The following is a 15,824-nucleotide window of genomic DNA, read 5'->3' on the forward strand; positions in this document are numbered from 1 at the left end:
ACTGGATCTATTTTTTGACACCAGCGATTAAAACATGGTGGCATTGATGAAGATGTTGTTTCTTTCATTTTGACCTAAAAACGTTATAATACAAAAATTATAACCTAATTTCTTTTATCGTTTTGTTTAAGTACCGTTATAGTTCAGGTCAAGCTATCAAAGTAATGGAAGAAGTGGCAAAAGAAACTTTACCTAATGGTTTCGGTTATGAGTGGACAGGTAGCGCTTTAGAAGAATTATCCGCAGGAGGTGCAACGGCGATCATTTTCGGCTTAGGTTTTGTGTTGGTATTCCTTGTTTTAGCGGCTCAATATGAAAGCTACATCGATCCTACCATTATCATGCTTACCGTGCCTTTGTCCACTTTAGGCGCATTATTAGCCATCTGGTTAAGGGCGAATCTTTTACAAGAGGGGGGATTTTGGCCTGTTATCAGTAACGACATTTACGCTCAAGTGGGGTTATTGATGTTAATTGGTATGGCATCGAAAAACGCTATTCTGATTGTGGAAAGTGCTAACGAATTTGTAGAGCAAGGTTTGGAATTTACCCAAGCTGCCATCGCAGCGTCTAAATCTCGTTTTCGCCCCATCATGATGACTTCTCTGTCTGGTATTGTAGGATATATACCCTTAATGACGGCAAGTGGTGCAGGGGCGTTGAGTCGTTGGTCGATCGGTACTGTAAGTTTTGGCGGTTATCTAGTGGCTACGATGTTAAGTCTAGCGATCGCACCTATTTTATATATTGTCATTAAAACCTTTGAAAAGAAAGTTTTAGATAGCTAAGCTGTTACTTATCTAATGATAGTTGCTCTGATTTAAAAAATTTGAAAAATAATTACTTTTCCAGATCTTTACCCATAAATAATTTTATTAACTACATATAAACCTATGAATTATTCTCGCCTTTTATTAACTGTTACTCTCTGTGTAACTTTTGGTTTAGATTTAGCACCGAAAATACAGGCTCAAAATATCCCAGTTACAGCTACGGAAACACCCCCCATGACGACAAAAGAATTACTAACTCAAGTCTGTGATTTTCTCAAAAGTCAAAAATCTTTGAGTGTGGAAATGGATATTACTTATGATAACGTCTTGGAAAAAGGGGCAAAAGTCCAATATAGCGGTTATAAACAAGTGTCTGTACAAAAGCCTAATATGCTCAGATCTGATACGGTGGGAGATCAAGGTAATAGAAGTTTTTATTATGATGGTAAAACTATTACCTTATTTTCTCCTAATCTCAATGTTTTTGCCACCAATGAAGCACCTGTTAATATTGATGAAATGCTGAACACTATTGAGGAAAAATTAGGTTTTACTATTCCCATGTCTAACTTATTTACCAGTAACCCTTGTACTATCCTAGATAATATAGCAGAAGAACCTTTATACATCGGTAGTAATTTAGTTAATCGAATTGAAACAGATCAATTACTGATTGTCACCGATGATTGGGATGGGCAACTATGGATAAGTCAAGATGAGCCTCCTTTAATTAAAAAAGCCATCGTCACCTATAAAAATTTACCCCATGCACCCCAATATACGGTGTTATTTTCTAATTGGAACTTTAAACCCTCATTTTCTGCCGACACTTTTACTTTTACCCCCTCTAAGGATGATTTCAAAGTGAAAATATTACCATCCTCACCTTAAAGATAACAGAAGTAAGACAGACCTTTTGCCTGTTTAAAAAATAACAACAAACTCAAAACCTAAATCAAATAATTAAATTTACAGAAGTTAATCATGAAAAACTTAGCAAAAAAACCCTTTATTTTTACCTTCGCTGTCTTATTCACTCTCCTAACTGTTTTATCCGATGTGGCATACGCTGGGCGTGGAGGCGGTGGCCGAGGTGGTGGGGGTGCTAGAACTAGCAGTGTACAAAGATCAAGCGGTTCGAGAAGTTCAGGTTCAAGAAATAATGCTTCAAGAGGTGGTGGTGCATCTCCACGAGTAGGTAGTAGTACCAGTTTACAAAATCGTGGTAATTTTAGTAATTCCCCCCAAAGTCGTCAAGGTAGTCGTCAAGGTAGTCGTCAAGCTAGTCAGGGCGATCGGCAAGGTACTCGAAGCGAAAATCAAGGTACTCGTCAAGCTAATCAAGGCGATCGTCAAAATAATCGTAGTGATGCTCAAGGTAATCGTCAAGATAACCGCAGTCAAAATCAAGGAAACCGTCAAGACAATGTTGGGAATCGTCAAGATAACCGTCAAAACAATGCCGGAAATCGTCAAGATAACCGCCAAGATTTTGTTAACAATAATTGGAATGGTGGCGGATGGTATGGCGGAGGCTACTATGCTCCTCCTGGATGGGGTGCTTGGGCTGGATTAGCAGGATTAACGGCTGGATTGGCCATCGGTGCAAGTGTAAACACTCCTCCCCCGTACTATGATACTGTTTATGTTGGCTCAACTTCCTATATCTATTCTGATGGAGTTTATATGCAACCCAGTGGCAGTAGCTATGTTATTACCTCTCCTCCTGTGGGTGTTGTCGTTAACTATCTCCCTGATGGATGTAACTTAATTCAAGATGGTGACTATCAGTATTATGACTGTGCTGGTATTTATTATGAAACTGTTTATCAAAATGGTGCAACGGTTTACAAAGTCATACAATATTAATTTTTACTCAGATCTTGGAAGGTAGGGGAAAGGGCAACGGGATTCAAATTGACTTAAACTATACTAAAATTGATTTTTCCATGGACAATAATTCTAAACTTATTAATACTATCATTCGATTTTTTGTCATCGGCTTCTTATTGGCTTGGTGCTTTATTCTCATTCGTCCGTTTATCATTATCATCCTTTGGGCAGTAGTCTTGGCGATCGCCCTGTTTCCTGTATTTGAGTGGCTAAAAAACCGTTTAGGAGGACGTAGAAAGTTATCCGCCATAATCCTTGCTTTAGTGGGTATTGGAATTATTTTAGGCCCTGTTAGTATAATTGCAACGGTTCTGTTTCATAATGCTCAAACCATTGTTGACGGCATTGAAGCTGGTACCTTAGTTATACCGCCTCCATCCCCAGAAATTGCGGATTTACCCGTCATTGGCAAACCTTTAAATGATATTTGGCAATTAGCATCGGTAAATTTGAAAGGATTAATTAGTCAATTCCACACACCAATCGTCAAGTTTTCTAAAACCCTTTTATTACAGGCAACCAATGTGGGTTTAATCTTACTGAAATTTATTATATCTATAATTATTGCAGTGATATTAACTCTGAAAGCCCAAAGTCTAAATCAAGAGGTAAAATTATTTATATTAAGGTTAGCACCAGTCAGAGGGGAAGAGTTTATGCAACTCGCAACCATTACTATTCGTAGTGTCACTCGTGGAGTAATCGGGGTTGCGGTTATCCAAACTCTTTTAGTCGCTTTTGGATTGATTTTAGCCAACATTCCTGCCGCAGGAATACTAACTTTACTGTGTTTATTCCTGAGTATTATTCAAATTGGTCCGGGGTTGATTGTTTTACCTGCGATTATATTTGCTTGGTCAACCATGAATCCTTTAGTGGCTTTACTTTTCACTATCTGGATGATTCCGGCTATGTTGATTGATAATTTACTTAAACCAATTTTAATGGGACAAGGACTACCCGTTCCGATCGTGATCATTTTACTAGGGGTAATTGGTGGAACACTTGCTCACGGCATTCTCGGTTTATTTGTAGGTCCTGTAATCTTAATTGTCGGTTATGAATTAGTAGTAGCGTGGATAAACGAAGATTCTGAAAAAAATATTAATGTCGTCGGATAAAATACTGATTTTAAAAAGTTTCCCATGATGTTTCATGAAGTATTACTTCTTGTGTTATTTTAATGAATTTTTGAGCCAATAAATCAATACCTGTAATTGCCGTACCTACTACCACAGAAAAACATCCTAAATCAAGGGCTTTTCTTGCTTCTTCAGGGGTTTTAATTCCTCCTTCACAAATAATTGGTTTATCGATAGTTTTCACTAATTTCTCGATAAATTCAAAGCTAGGGGGTATCAAATCTTGTGTTATTTCTGTATAACCATAAAGAGTTGTGCCAATAAAATCAGCACCAGCATCAGAAGCGGCCATGGCATTTTCGAGAGTATCAATATCAGCCATTACCAACTTCCCTAGTTTTTCCTTAATTTGAGTAATAATTTCTGCTAACGTCTCCCCATCAGGACGACTTCTTTGAGTGGCATCAATGGCGATAATATCCGCTCCTGCTTCACTTACTGCTAGGGCATCGATAAAACGAGGAGTAATATATACAGAAGAATTAAGTCCCATTTGTTTCCATAAACCGATAACGGGAATATCTGGTAATAATTGCTTAACTGCTCTAATATGACTAGGACTATCAATCCTTAAACCCTTCGCCCCTTGATTAACACAGGCTTTGGCTATGGCTGAAATAATATCTGGATTATGTAACGGTGAATCACTAGGTGCTTGACAGGAAATAATGATACTCGATTGTAAGGTTTCGATCATAAAATTATGAACTTTTGAGCTTTATAAATTAGCCCCTAAATCCCCTATACTGGGGACTTTTTTATCCCCCAAAGTTGGGGGCAAGGGGACAAAAATTAATCGTTTAATTTAAGATCTCTTAAAGAATTAATATCAACTTCAATGGAAGGTCCCATAGAAGAAGAAACATATACACTACGCCAGTAACGACCTTTAGCACCCGAAGGACGCTGACGATCAACGGTTTCTTGTATTGCTTTTAAGTTAGATAATAAATCCTCAGTAGAGAAAGAAGATTTCCCAAAAAGTACATGGACAATACCAGTACGATCTGCACGAAATTCTAATTTACCAGCTTTAAACTCATTAATAGCCCCAGCCAAATCAGTAGTAACAGTACCACCTTTAGGAGAAGGCATTAAACCTTTAGGACCTAAAACACGACCTAATTTAGCGATTTTAGGCATCATATCGGGAGTAGCGATTAAAACATCAAAATCCATCATTCCTTTTTGAATTTCGTCGATTAAATCTTCTTCCCCAACAATATCAGCACCAGCTAACTCAGCTAATTTTACTTGCTCACCTCTAGTAATTACGGCTACTCGGACAGTTTGCCCTGTACCTTTAGGTAAACTAACAGTAGTTCTCAATTGTTGATCCGTGTATTTAGGATCAATCCCTAAGCGAATATGAACTTCCGTAGTTTCGTCAAACTTAGCAGTAGCAATTTCTTTTAATAATTGTAATGCTTCTAAAGGCTGATAGGCTTTGGCTTCCACCTTAGAAGCGGCCTCTTTATATCTACGACTTACTTTTTTACTCATTTACGTTATGTATCTCCTTGGGTAAAATAACGAAGTTATACTTTTAGCGGTCAGTTATCAGCGTTACAGAGATTCTGTAGCTTCAAAATATGACCTTTGTGGTTGTATAATACCTCTCCCCAGAATAAAATTTCTTTTATATTCAACTATATGTTAGTTGGGTTCGTGGGTATAAAATTGTTGTTTTTTTTAATCAACTACGGTAACACCCATATTACGGGCTGTACCAGCGATAATTTTCATAGCTGCTTCAATGTCATTAGCATTCAAGTCTGGCATTTTGGTTTGAGCAATTTCTCGTAACTGATCCCGAGTAATTTTTGCTACTTTAATGCGATTAGGTTCTTTTGAACCAGTTTCAACACCTACCGCTTTTTTGATTAACACAGAAGCAGGAGGAGTTTTAAGAATGAAAGTAAAACTACGATCTTCAAAAACAGAAATTTCGACAGGAATAATCATCCCAACCTGATTTGCTGTTTTGGCGTTATATTCTTTACAGAATGCCATAATATTCACACCATGTTGACCTAATGCAGGACCAACCGGAGGTGCTGGGTTTGCCTTACCTGCGGGTAAAGCTAATTTGATCAATGCAACGACTTTTTTTGCCATTGTTAAAGTATCCTTTTATCCTTGTTTTTCTACTTGATTAAATTCCAATTCTACGGGAGTATCTCGCCCAAAGATTGATAATAGTGCTTTCAGTTTACTTCTTTCTGTACTAACTTCAATTACTTCTCCTGCAAAATCTTTAAATGGGCCAGATAATACAACAATCTTATCTCCTACCTGCATATCAATTTTGACTACAGGTTCGGCATCATCCATTTGTTTGAAAATGCGGTCAACTTCTGAGTGGGATAATGGCATTGGTTTTACATGACCTCTACCTCTACCTACAGCTCGTCGTTGTTCTGCTCCTACAAAGTTAATTACATTAGAAGTATTTTTTACCATTTGCCAAGCATCATCATCTAAGATCATTTGCACTAGCACATAACCGGGTAACACTTTCTCTTCTCCGTGATAGCGACTGCCATCTTTTCGGACTTTTACAGTGGGACTTTGAGGTATCCGTATATCTAAAACACGATCACCGAGGTTAAAGCTATTTACTCTTTGTTCGATGTCGGTTTTAACTTTTTTTTCGCAACCCGCTGCTACTTGTACAACATACCAACGGGGTTTTCCCACGGCTACTTTTTTCGGAGTTGATTCAGGTTCATTTTCAGGAGTAAAACTCATTAAAACACCTTCCCTGCAGCCCAGCCAAATATTTTATCTACGAGATAAATCAAACTAGCTACCAGAGCAACCATTAAAATTACCGCAAGAGACTCACTAAGTAGTTGTTGACGGGAAGGCCAAACAACCTTAGCCAATTCTTGCTTAGTTTCCTCTACAAAATTAGCTTGAGTCAAACTATTATTTTGAGAGTCAGACGGAGTAATGTTTTTCTCCTTGACAGTTTCCTTATTTGCCACGATAATTCCCTCATTAATAGACGTTTCTTTGTGATTATGACCAGCAAAACCACTATTTAGTCTCTATTATAGAGTCATTTCACTACATAATTATCTTTTATTAGACCAACACGCCCTAGAGGACTCGAACCTCTGACATTCGGTTTTGGAGACCGACGTTCTACCAACTGAACTAAAGGCGTATATCTAAATAATATAACTTTTTTGATTAAATTTTGTCAAGTATTAGAAAATATTAACCTGTTTATAGTTAGTTGGAACTAAACTTCAAGATAGTAGTTATAACAGTTATACTTTTTGTTTCACTTATAGTGTTGTACGAAAGTATATAAATATAATAGAGAAACTATTTTGCTTTAACCTTACTCCCTTCAATGGGGCGATCAAAACGTTGTTTAATACGGGTAGCTTTACCGACTCTATCTCTGAGGTAGTACAATTTTGCTCTTCTGACTTTACCACGACGAATTACGAGAATGTTAGCGACGACGGGAGAATTAATCATAAAGACTCTTTCTACGCCAACACCTTGAAAAACTCGTCTCACGGTAATTGTTTCGTTGATACCGCCATTACGCATGGCAATAATTGTTCCCTCAAAGGGTTGTATTCTTTCTTTACCACCCTCTTGAATGCGTACACCTATTTTTACGGTGTCGCCGATATTGATCGATGGTAATGTGCCTTTGTCTTTCAGATAACCAGCTTCAATGGACTCGATTATCGCTTTTGCATTTATAGACATGGAGATTTATTACTCAAAAACTCACAATTGTCCATAATAACTTTTAAGTGGATCTCTTGTCAATATCTATTTTTTGACTATTTTAACCTGAGTGAACCATAAAATTTTCGGGGGGCAAAGGGTAAGGGAAAAGGGTAAGGGTAAGGGTAATGAAATTAAAATTGACTCAAACTATTTAATTTTCAAAATTTATTTATTATTCACAAATGATTTAAAGATTGCTATAGATAATTTATGATAGGAAAACTATTTATTCCGATAACATCAATATTTTTCTTGAAGGTGAATATCTTATTATGTCAAATCAAATTCAGTGGATAAATGCTTTGTCAAAAAATGCGTCTTTAGAAAAAGCCATTGATGAAGTAGTGACTAAAATACAGGCAAAATTAACCACAACGCCTCATCTGGGGATTATATTTATTTCTTCAGTTTTTGCTAGTGATTATCCTCGACTGATGCCCATTTTATTAGATAAATTATCATTACCTTGTGTTATTGGTTGCGGAGGAGGTGCAATTGTGGGCATGAAAAATGATAATCAACCTCAAGAAATTGAAGGAAGTCCAGCTTTAAGTTTAACAGTAGCGACTCTTCCTGATGTTCAAATCACTCCTTTTTATGTCACGGCACAGGATTTACCTGATTTAGATAGCTCTCCCACTCAATGGTGTAAGATGATTGGTGTAGCCACAGAAAAACAACCTCATTTTATTCTTTTATCGGATGCTTTTTCCGCTAAAATCAATGAGCTATTAGAAGGTTTAGATTTTGCTTATCCAGGGGCAACTAAAGTCGGTGGTTTAGCAAGTGCCAGTACTATGGGCGTGGGTAGTGGTTTATTTTATTTTAATGGAGATCATGAGCAAAAATCTTTTTTCACACAAGGTACTGTAGGAGTAGCTCTTAGCGGTAATATTAAGATTCAATCCATCGTCGCCCAAGGTTGTCGCCCCATAGGTAATATTTATCAAGTTACTAAGGCTGAAAAAAATATTATTCTCGAAATGACTGACAATGTTGGTAAAACCGATAATCCTCTAACTTTATTACGGCAGTTAATTGCTAATCTTAGCAAAGAAGATCAAGATTTAGCTCAATATTCTTTATTTATGGGCATTGCGAGAGATGAGTTTAAATTACAGCTAAAAGCAGGGGATTTTTTAATCCGTAACCTTGTCGGTGTTGATCCTAAATACGGTGCGATCGCCGTAGGTGACAAAATTCGGGCAGGGCAAAGGATTCGTTTTCACTTAAGGGATGCAAAGGCTTCTGCTGATGATTTAGAAACTTTATTGACTAATTATCATAACGAAAATTCCGATAATGTTTCATCTATTGGTGCATTAATCTTTTCTTGTTTAGGTAGAGGAGAGGGATTGTATGGAAAACCTAATTTTGACTCTGAATTATTTTCTGATTATGTGAGGGATATTCCTCTATCAGGCTTTTTTTGTAACGGTGAAATTGGTCCTGTAGCAGGTAATACTTTTCTACATGGTTATACTTCCGTTTTTGGTATTTTTTCTCAATTACATCAATAAAAGTTACCTACTACTATCCCTCATTAAATATCAACCCGGTGGCCATTGCATTTTGCGATCGCCTAAAATATGTAAATGAAGATGATCAACGGTTTGTCCTCCATCGTTACCATTATTAATTACAATACGATAACCATTAGAAAGATTAGCATTGGCGGCCACTTTTTTAACGGTTAATAGTAAATGTCCTAATAATGTTTGATCATCATCTAGGGCGGTGTCAATACACTTAATAAATTGTTTAGGAATAACGAGAATATGAGTAGGTGCTTGAGGATTAATATCAGTAAAAGCTAAACATAAATCATCTTCATAAACAATATTTGCAGGAATTTCTCGACGAATAATTTTACTAAAAATAGTTTCACTCATAGGTTTAATTTAACATTCTAAATTATGGATTTTTCTATAGCCTAATAACCAATTTGCGATGGTAGCTCGACGGGTTTGAGGAGGTCCAAATTCACCTATTTTATAACCCTTAAAACCTAATTCTTCTTTTAATAGTTGTTTATTTTCAGGAAGAATTGAGCGAGTTAACTTGACATTGGGAGGACGATTAGCTATAAAATCTGGAGGACTAGGATACTCTTGTTTCCAAGATTCTTCTAATTGAGAAATATCCCATGTTTGATTAACTGAATCGTAACGATAACCTAAATAATACCAGACTAATTTATTAACAAGATCGTTGTCTAATTTTTCGTCAATGATTTGCCAAATAGTATCATTATTAAGAGGGGGTAAATTCTCTAACATCTTGTTTTATTTTCTCCTAAAAAGGGAAGATTTTTTTATCTAATTAATGGTAGATTATTCCCTTGATAAAAATAACTTTAACTAATTTAATTATCAATTATTAAAAGTCAATTGTCAATTATTTTTCGACGTCGCTAAGATTAAAAATAAACGGCACATTTCCGCCACTTCCACTACCATTAGTTACTAATACTTTTGGCATTTGAGCGCCACCAAAACGCCATGCTTCAATGGCTTCTTTTTGCAATACTAAATTACCCCCTTGATTATTTAATGTTTCAGCGAGTAATCTTTGGGCTTCTGCTTTACCTTTAGCTCTATTAATGTCGGCTTGGGCTTGTTGTTCGGCTTCTTGAGCGATATAAACTGCTCGTTGTGCCCGTTGTTCGGCAATTTGTTTTTCTTCTACAGCCCTAGCAAATTCAGGGGAAAAAGTCAAGTCAACAACACTGGTATCTAAAACAATAATACCGTATTTTTCTAAACGACCATTAAGGGCTTGATCAAAATCATCTTTTAATTCCGTACGTTTAGTAATAGCCTCTTCTACGGTACGTTTAGCGGCTGCTACTTTAAAAGATTCTTGGGTTTGAGGTGCAATAATTTTAGAAACAATATTCTGTAATGTACCTTGTGTTCTTCTTATGTTTACTACTTTTAAAGGATCAAGACGAAAATTAATGGCAAAACTAGCGGTTAAATTTTGTAAGTCTTTTGTGGAACTTTGAGCTGGAACTTCAAATTTTTGCACTGTTACGTCATAAATATCTACCGTTGAAATAACAGGAGGCTTGAAGTGGATTCCTTCTAATAAAGCACCATCTTGAGCTTTTCCGAGAATACTTAATACTCCTGTTTGTCCTGGGTTAATGATAATAAATGAATTAAAGCCTACAAAAACTAATAAAGCGGCTAAAATTCCTCCAATTAAGTTAGATATACTGGCGGTTACTTGACGACTCAATTTTTTAGACTCCTAATTTATAACAATTGATACAATTTACCTTATTGTAACGGAGATTTTACTTCTATTCTGAAATTTAACGGGTGATTCCATGGAGGGGATAGCTGAAAAATAAAGAAAAAGAAAAAAATCTTAAAAAAATGTTACGAAATGTGAAGAATTACTACTAAAATGATAAAGAGAAATAGTATAAAAGAAAAAAATAGATGCGAATAGCCATAGCAGGTGCAGGATTAGCAGGACTTTCTTGTGCAAAATACTTAGCAGATGCAGGATATACACCCATTGTCCTTGAAAGAAGAGACGTTTTAGGCGGTAAGATTGCCGCATGGAAAGATGAAGATGGAGATTGGTATGAAACAGGACTTCATATTTTCTTTGGAGCTTATCCTAATATGTTGCAATTATTCCATGAATTAGGAATAGAAGACCGTTTGCAGTGGAAAGAACATAGTATGATTTTCAATCAACCTGAAAAACCGGGTACTTATTCAAGGTTTGATTTTCCTGATCTTCCAGCTCCCATCAATGGTTTAGTAGCCATTTTAGGGAATAATGATATGTTAACTTGGGGGGAAAAAATAAAATTCGGTTTAGGCTTATTACCAGCGATTATTAAAGGTCAAGATTATGTAGAGGAGATGGATAAATATTCATGGTCAGAATGGATGGCAAAACAGAATATTCCTCCTCGTATCGAAAAAGAAGTTTTTATCGCTATGTCAAAAGCATTAAACTTTATTGATCCTAATGAGATTTCAGCTACTATTTTATTAACGGCTTTAAATCGCTTTTTACAAGAGAAAAATGGTTCTAAAATGGCGTTTTTAGATGGTTCACCCACAGAAAGATTATGTGAGCCTTTAGTAGAATATATCACCGCAAGAGGAGGTGAAGTGCGTTTAAATGCCCCTTTAAAAGAGATTTTGTTAGAAGAGGACGGAAGCGTTAAAGGCTTTTTATTAAGAGGTTTAAACGGTAGTGAAGATGAGATTTTTACCGCCGATGCTTATGTTTCTGCGATGCCTGTCGATCCTTTGAAAGTGATGTTACCTCAACCTTGGAAAGAAAATCTCTTTTTCCAAAAATTAGAAGGTTTAGAAGGAGTACCTGTTATTAATTTACATTTATGGTTTGATCGTAAACTTACCGATATTGATCATTTATTGTTTTCTCGCTCTCCCCTTTTAAGTGTTTATGCGGATATGAGCAACACTTGTAAAGAATATAGTAACCCTGATAAATCAATGTTAGAGTTAGTTTTAGCTCCTGCTCATGATTGGATCACAAAATCTGATGAAGAAATTATCGCTGTCACCATCGAGGAATTAAAAAAACTTTTTCCTCAACACTTTAACGGTGATAACCCCACAAAACTCTTAAAATCTCATGTGGTAAAAACCCCAAGATCAGTATATAAAGCGACACCAGGCAGACAAGCCTATCGCCCATCTCAAAAAACTCCCATTTCTAATTTTTATTTAGCAGGAGATTTCACCATGCAAGAATATTTAGGAAGTATGGAAGGTGCTGTATTATCAGGAAAAAGAACTGCTCAAGTAGTTATTAAAGATTACCCTGTTAATAGTACAACGAAACAACCAGCGTTAGTGTAGATTAATTACAGATAAATATAACCATGACATAATATTTCTTGCCTTGACGAATAATTCTCTCAAATACTGAGAAAATTTATGATTCTTGGATTACCTACCATAAACTATTAAATTATTGCTGAAGGTAGGCAATGCCTACCCTACGTTTATCTTATTTCGTCTTTCCATAATTAGTGATGAAAATTGCTCAGAAAGTGAGACAATACTGTAGAATCGTCATTATTCTTATTTTTATATATAATCTTAGCTAACTATTTCAGCAGGGATGAATGCTGCAACTGCATAAAAAATTACAACCGAAACAACCCCTAGCCTCTCCAGAGGAATCCTATGAATACTGTCGTCAGGTGACTGCTAAGTATTCTAAAACATTTTATTTAGGTACTTTATTAATGCCTAAAGAAAAAAGAAGTGCCATTTGGGCTATATATGTCTGGTGTCGGCGTACCGATGAATTAGTGGATGGCCCTCAAGCCCAGTTAACGACTCCTGAAACCCTTGATTTATGGGAGAAACAGCTAGAATCAGTATTTGCAGGGCAACCTATCGATGATCCTGATGTGGCTTTAGTGGATACCCTCGCACGTTTCCCTATGGATATTCAACCCTTTCGGGATATGATTGCTGGGCAAAGAATGGATTTATACCGTAATCGTTATGAAACTTTCGAGGATTTAAAACTCTATTGTTATCGTGTTGCTGGTACTGTAGGCTTAATGTCTTCTTCTGTACTAGGAATTGATAATAATTATCTCAATGCTCCTTGGTATAATAACTCAGTATATATCCCCGAAGAAGAAGCCATTGCCCTTGGTATTGCTAATCAATTAACAAATATTCTCCGAGATGTGGGAGAAGATAGAGGCAGAAATCGAATTTATTTACCTTTGGAAGATTTAGCTAAATTTAATTACACCGAAGAAGAGTTATTTAAAGGAGTAATAGATGATCGTTGGTGTAACTTAATGCAATTCCAAATTGATCGAGCAAAGGAATATTATGAATCCGCAGAAAGAGGTATTAAGGCGTTAAATTCTGATGGACGTTGGCCTGTTTGGTCTGCTTTAATGTTATATCAAGGGATATTAGATATTATTGCCAAAAATAACTATGACGTTTTTAATCGTCGTGCTTTTGTGCCTACTCCCAATAAAATGCTTTATTTACCCGTCGCATGGTTAAGGGCACAGGTTTTATGAAGTAATAATCTGAGTTAATCATAAATTTTTTATCAAGGTAAAAGGAGAAAGTAGCGGCTTAATATATTAAGCCCGTACAATTGACTAAACACTTTGATTTATAAGTATTTAACCTGATACCTGATACCTACCTTCACCAAAATACCATGAGGCAAACCCTAATTAATTTTACCAAAATGTTTGAGAGGCCAAAATGTAAAAATGGCCTTACCGATAATATTTTCTTGAGGTAAAAAACCCCAAATATGAGAGTCATTAGAATTATTACGATTATCTCCCATCACAAAAACATACCCTTTGGGAATTTCTATGGTGTCTAAACTATACTCAGGATTTTCAAAAATATATTCTTCTTTTGTCGCTATTCCGTTGACATAAACTATTCCTTCTTTTACCGCTACGGTTTCTTTTTCTTTGGCAATAATTCTTTTGATAAATGCTTGACTTGCGTCATATCCTAATACCTGTAACTGTGGCGGAGGAGTAAATACTACTATATCTTGATCTTTAGGTTTTGTAAAACGATAAGAAACTTTTTCCACTACTAAGCGATCGCCAATATCAAGAGTGGGATACATAGACTCAGAAGGAATAAAACGAGGTTCGGCGATAAAAATTCGGATCAAAACCGCTAAAATTAATCCTATAATGACAATACCAAAATTTTCTTTAATTTGAGTCCAAAGAGGAATTTTTTGAGAGGAGATAGAAGTTTCGGTTGGTTTCGTCATAGAAATTCAAACTATAATTTGCTGAAAAAAGGTTTTCCTGAAGACTAAGTTTTACTCTTATTCAGCTCTTGAAATTAAGATATTAACTTTATTTTTGGGGAGTGCAAACGAGGATAATAGATTTACCTTTTATCTACGTCTGCACGGATAATTAACAATTAGCAATTAACAATCAAGAAGTAATAATATCTTAATTAATGTTTTCCTGTCAACTTTCTCCCCTCATAAAACTATTTTATTCTGGTAATTTATATTGAGATACAATTTTTTGAGCATAATTAGGCACATGATCTGCTAGTTTTTCGGGGTAATTACGCTTAACATAGAGATAATTGCGAGTAAAATGAGAATCAATGGAAAAACGAGCATATTCTAACCCTTGAGGGCCAATTTTCTCGATGACTACTCCCATAAGTTGTGCCGCCCACATAGGCAATGTTACGCCTTTATCATAAGCTGGAATACTATTTTGTACTGCTTGTTTGCGATCGCCTTTAGACATTACTGGTTGAGTATCAAGTTGATCATGAACTAAATTTAACATTTCTTGACCCGTTTCATTACGCACTACAATCCATTGCCAACCAAAAGGTGCACCCATATAACCCACGACTAAATCGGCCAAAGAGTTGACATAATCAAAACAAGTCATACAAGAAGGGGCAAAAACATCTTTTAATTTATTGGTTTTTAAGCCAAAGAAAGGTACTTTTTCCTCGCTACCATCTTCGTGTTTAAAATGTACTCGAAAATCCTGCATAAATTCATAGGCGATAACAGTATCAGGGGATTTGCTGGTAGTTTCTAAAAATTTCTGTAAACCAGCACGGGTGACATTATCAACACAAGGAGTGCCTAAAATATAAAGTTTTTCTAAACCTAATTTTTTTTCCACCGCGCGTAAGGCTTGAATTTGACAACCAACACCGATAACTAATAAGCGTTTCATCCCTGATTGCTCAATTTGTTCTAATACTGATAAATTGGGGGATAAAGTAGGCTTATTTACCCTTGCCCTTAAAATTTCGTCAGTGGTAGTGGCAATAATGGGTTTAGGTTGAAAACGATCATTTTCGCTACTTTGAACACATACAACCCCTTCTACTAGCCCTTGAGTTAACATTTCACAGGCGATGGTACTAACAATACCAGTCCATTGAGCCCCTTCGATGGGTTGTTTTTTCTTTGCCGACATCATCTGTTGATGGACTCCGAAATAAACGTCATACTCATTGTTTAAATCTCGACTACGACCATGGGCATCGGCTTCTAATTCAGCGATTTGTTGATTAATAAAAGCACAGGCTTCTTTAACATAATGAATATAATAAGTATCACACAAGCCACATTCACTACATAAATCTTTGGCAGGGCGGCGACTACCTGATTTTAAGGCTTTAGCTTTTTGATGAGAAGTAATTCGAGTCATTTTTATAATTCTTTTAGAGGTAATCAATAATTAAATTTC

At 36.0% G+C, this 15,824-nt stretch carries 18 protein-coding genes and 1 tRNA gene; 7 read left to right on the forward strand and 12 right to left on the reverse strand.

The annotated features are described in order from the left end of the window. Positions 1–122: 122 nt before the first annotated feature. The 4 genes from ACEW8E_RS08655 (at position 123) to ACEW8E_RS08670 (ending at position 3,787) form a co-directional block, all read left to right on the forward strand. The gene (locus ACEW8E_RS08655) at positions 123–788 is read left to right on the forward strand and encodes an efflux RND transporter permease subunit (RefSeq protein ID WP_373479938.1); all 666 of its coding nucleotides are present in this window, start codon (positions 123–125) and stop codon (positions 786–788) included. A gap of 105 nt (positions 789–893) precedes the next feature. Then, entirely contained in the window at positions 894–1,664 is a 771-nt protein-coding gene (locus ACEW8E_RS08660) for a DUF2092 domain-containing protein (RefSeq protein WP_373479939.1), read from the forward strand. A 93-nt stretch (positions 1,665–1,757) separates the two neighbouring features. Then, entirely contained in the window at positions 1,758–2,642 is an 885-nt protein-coding gene (locus tag ACEW8E_RS08665; RefSeq protein WP_373479940.1) for a DUF6515 family protein, read from the forward strand. Positions 2,643–2,722: 80 nt separating this feature from the next. Then, complete coding sequence (locus ACEW8E_RS08670; protein ID WP_373479941.1) at positions 2,723–3,787, forward strand: AI-2E family transporter; 1,065 nt, start codon at positions 2,723–2,725, stop codon at positions 3,785–3,787. Positions 3,788–3,797: 10 nt separating this feature from the next. On the opposite strand, the gene ACEW8E_RS08675 is transcribed toward ACEW8E_RS08670, so the two are convergent. The 7 genes from ACEW8E_RS08675 to rplS all read right to left on the reverse strand — a co-directional run bounded on the left by ACEW8E_RS08675 (position 3,798) and on the right by rplS (position 7,537). Then, positions 3,798–4,505 (reverse strand): N-acetylmannosamine-6-phosphate 2-epimerase, encoded by a 708-nt coding sequence (locus ACEW8E_RS08675; protein ID WP_373479942.1) that lies wholly within the window; start codon positions 4,503–4,505, stop codon positions 3,798–3,800. Positions 4,506–4,600: 95 nt separating this feature from the next. Beyond that, on the reverse strand, positions 4,601–5,311 hold the full coding sequence (gene rplA / locus ACEW8E_RS08680) for a 50S ribosomal protein L1 (RefSeq protein ID WP_373479943.1): 711 nt from the start codon (positions 5,309–5,311) through the stop codon (positions 4,601–4,603). Between the two features lie 189 nt (positions 5,312–5,500). After that, positions 5,501–5,926: a 50S ribosomal protein L11 gene (gene rplK / locus ACEW8E_RS08685; protein WP_373479944.1), complete on the reverse strand. Its 426-nt coding sequence runs from the start codon at positions 5,924–5,926 to the stop codon at positions 5,501–5,503. A 15-nt stretch (positions 5,927–5,941) separates the two neighbouring features. Continuing rightward, entirely contained in the window at positions 5,942–6,559 is a 618-nt protein-coding gene (nusG, locus tag ACEW8E_RS08690) for a transcription termination/antitermination protein NusG (RefSeq protein ID WP_373479945.1), read from the reverse strand. After that, positions 6,559–6,798 (reverse strand): preprotein translocase subunit SecE, encoded by a 240-nt coding sequence (gene secE / locus ACEW8E_RS08695; protein WP_373479946.1) that lies wholly within the window; start codon positions 6,796–6,798, stop codon positions 6,559–6,561. Before secE ends, nusG begins: the two co-directional genes overlap by 1 nt. A gap of 109 nt (positions 6,799–6,907) precedes the next feature. Further along, a tRNA-Trp gene (locus ACEW8E_RS08700) sits at positions 6,908–6,980 on the reverse strand. 164 nt (positions 6,981–7,144) lie between these two features. Continuing rightward, entirely contained in the window at positions 7,145–7,537 is a 393-nt protein-coding gene (gene rplS, locus ACEW8E_RS08705) for a 50S ribosomal protein L19 (protein WP_373479988.1), read from the reverse strand. A gap of 302 nt (positions 7,538–7,839) precedes the next feature. Between rplS and ACEW8E_RS08710 the strand changes: the two genes are divergently transcribed. Further along, positions 7,840–9,087: an FIST N-terminal domain-containing protein gene (locus ACEW8E_RS08710; RefSeq protein ID WP_373479947.1), complete on the forward strand. Its 1,248-nt coding sequence runs from the start codon at positions 7,840–7,842 to the stop codon at positions 9,085–9,087. Between the two features lie 30 nt (positions 9,088–9,117). On the opposite strand, the gene ACEW8E_RS08715 is transcribed toward ACEW8E_RS08710, so the two are convergent. The 3 genes from ACEW8E_RS08715 to ACEW8E_RS08725 all read right to left on the reverse strand — a co-directional run bounded on the left by ACEW8E_RS08715 (position 9,118) and on the right by ACEW8E_RS08725 (position 10,810). Continuing rightward, the gene (locus ACEW8E_RS08715; protein WP_373479948.1) at positions 9,118–9,459 is read right to left on the reverse strand and encodes a histidine triad nucleotide-binding protein; all 342 of its coding nucleotides are present in this window, start codon (positions 9,457–9,459) and stop codon (positions 9,118–9,120) included. 9 nt (positions 9,460–9,468) lie between these two features. Next, positions 9,469–9,846 carry a DUF1823 family protein gene (locus tag ACEW8E_RS08720; RefSeq protein WP_373479949.1) on the reverse strand — a complete coding sequence of 126 codons (378 nt, stop codon included), beginning with the start codon at positions 9,844–9,846 and terminating at the stop codon, positions 9,469–9,471. 118 nt (positions 9,847–9,964) lie between these two features. After that, positions 9,965–10,810, reverse strand: coding sequence for a prohibitin family protein (locus ACEW8E_RS08725; RefSeq protein WP_373479950.1), 846 nt, complete (start codon positions 10,808–10,810; stop codon positions 9,965–9,967). Positions 10,811–11,016: 206 nt separating this feature from the next. Here ACEW8E_RS08725 and pds point away from each other — a divergent pair, with 206 nt between their 5' ends. Together pds and crtB are read left to right on the forward strand one after the other, a co-directional pair. Beyond that, positions 11,017–12,426 carry a 15-cis-phytoene desaturase gene (pds, locus tag ACEW8E_RS08730; protein ID WP_373479951.1) on the forward strand — a complete coding sequence of 470 codons (1,410 nt, stop codon included), beginning with the start codon at positions 11,017–11,019 and terminating at the stop codon, positions 12,424–12,426. A gap of 269 nt (positions 12,427–12,695) precedes the next feature. Next, on the forward strand, positions 12,696–13,625 hold the full coding sequence (gene crtB, locus ACEW8E_RS08735) for a 15-cis-phytoene synthase CrtB (RefSeq protein WP_373479952.1): 930 nt from the start codon (positions 12,696–12,698) through the stop codon (positions 13,623–13,625). Between the two features lie 158 nt (positions 13,626–13,783). Here the strand turns inward: crtB and lepB are convergent, their stop codons facing one another. After that, positions 13,784–14,356, reverse strand: coding sequence for a signal peptidase I (gene lepB, locus ACEW8E_RS08740; protein ID WP_373479953.1), 573 nt, complete (start codon positions 14,354–14,356; stop codon positions 13,784–13,786). Between the two features lie 235 nt (positions 14,357–14,591). Continuing rightward, positions 14,592–15,785: a Coenzyme F420 hydrogenase/dehydrogenase, beta subunit C-terminal domain gene (locus ACEW8E_RS08745; protein ID WP_373479954.1), complete on the reverse strand. Its 1,194-nt coding sequence runs from the start codon at positions 15,783–15,785 to the stop codon at positions 14,592–14,594. Between the last annotated feature and the right edge of the window lie 39 nt (positions 15,786–15,824).

This window comes from Geminocystis sp. (assembly GCF_041753295.1).
GTDB lineage: Bacteria > Cyanobacteriota > Cyanobacteriia > Cyanobacteriales > Cyanobacteriaceae > Geminocystis.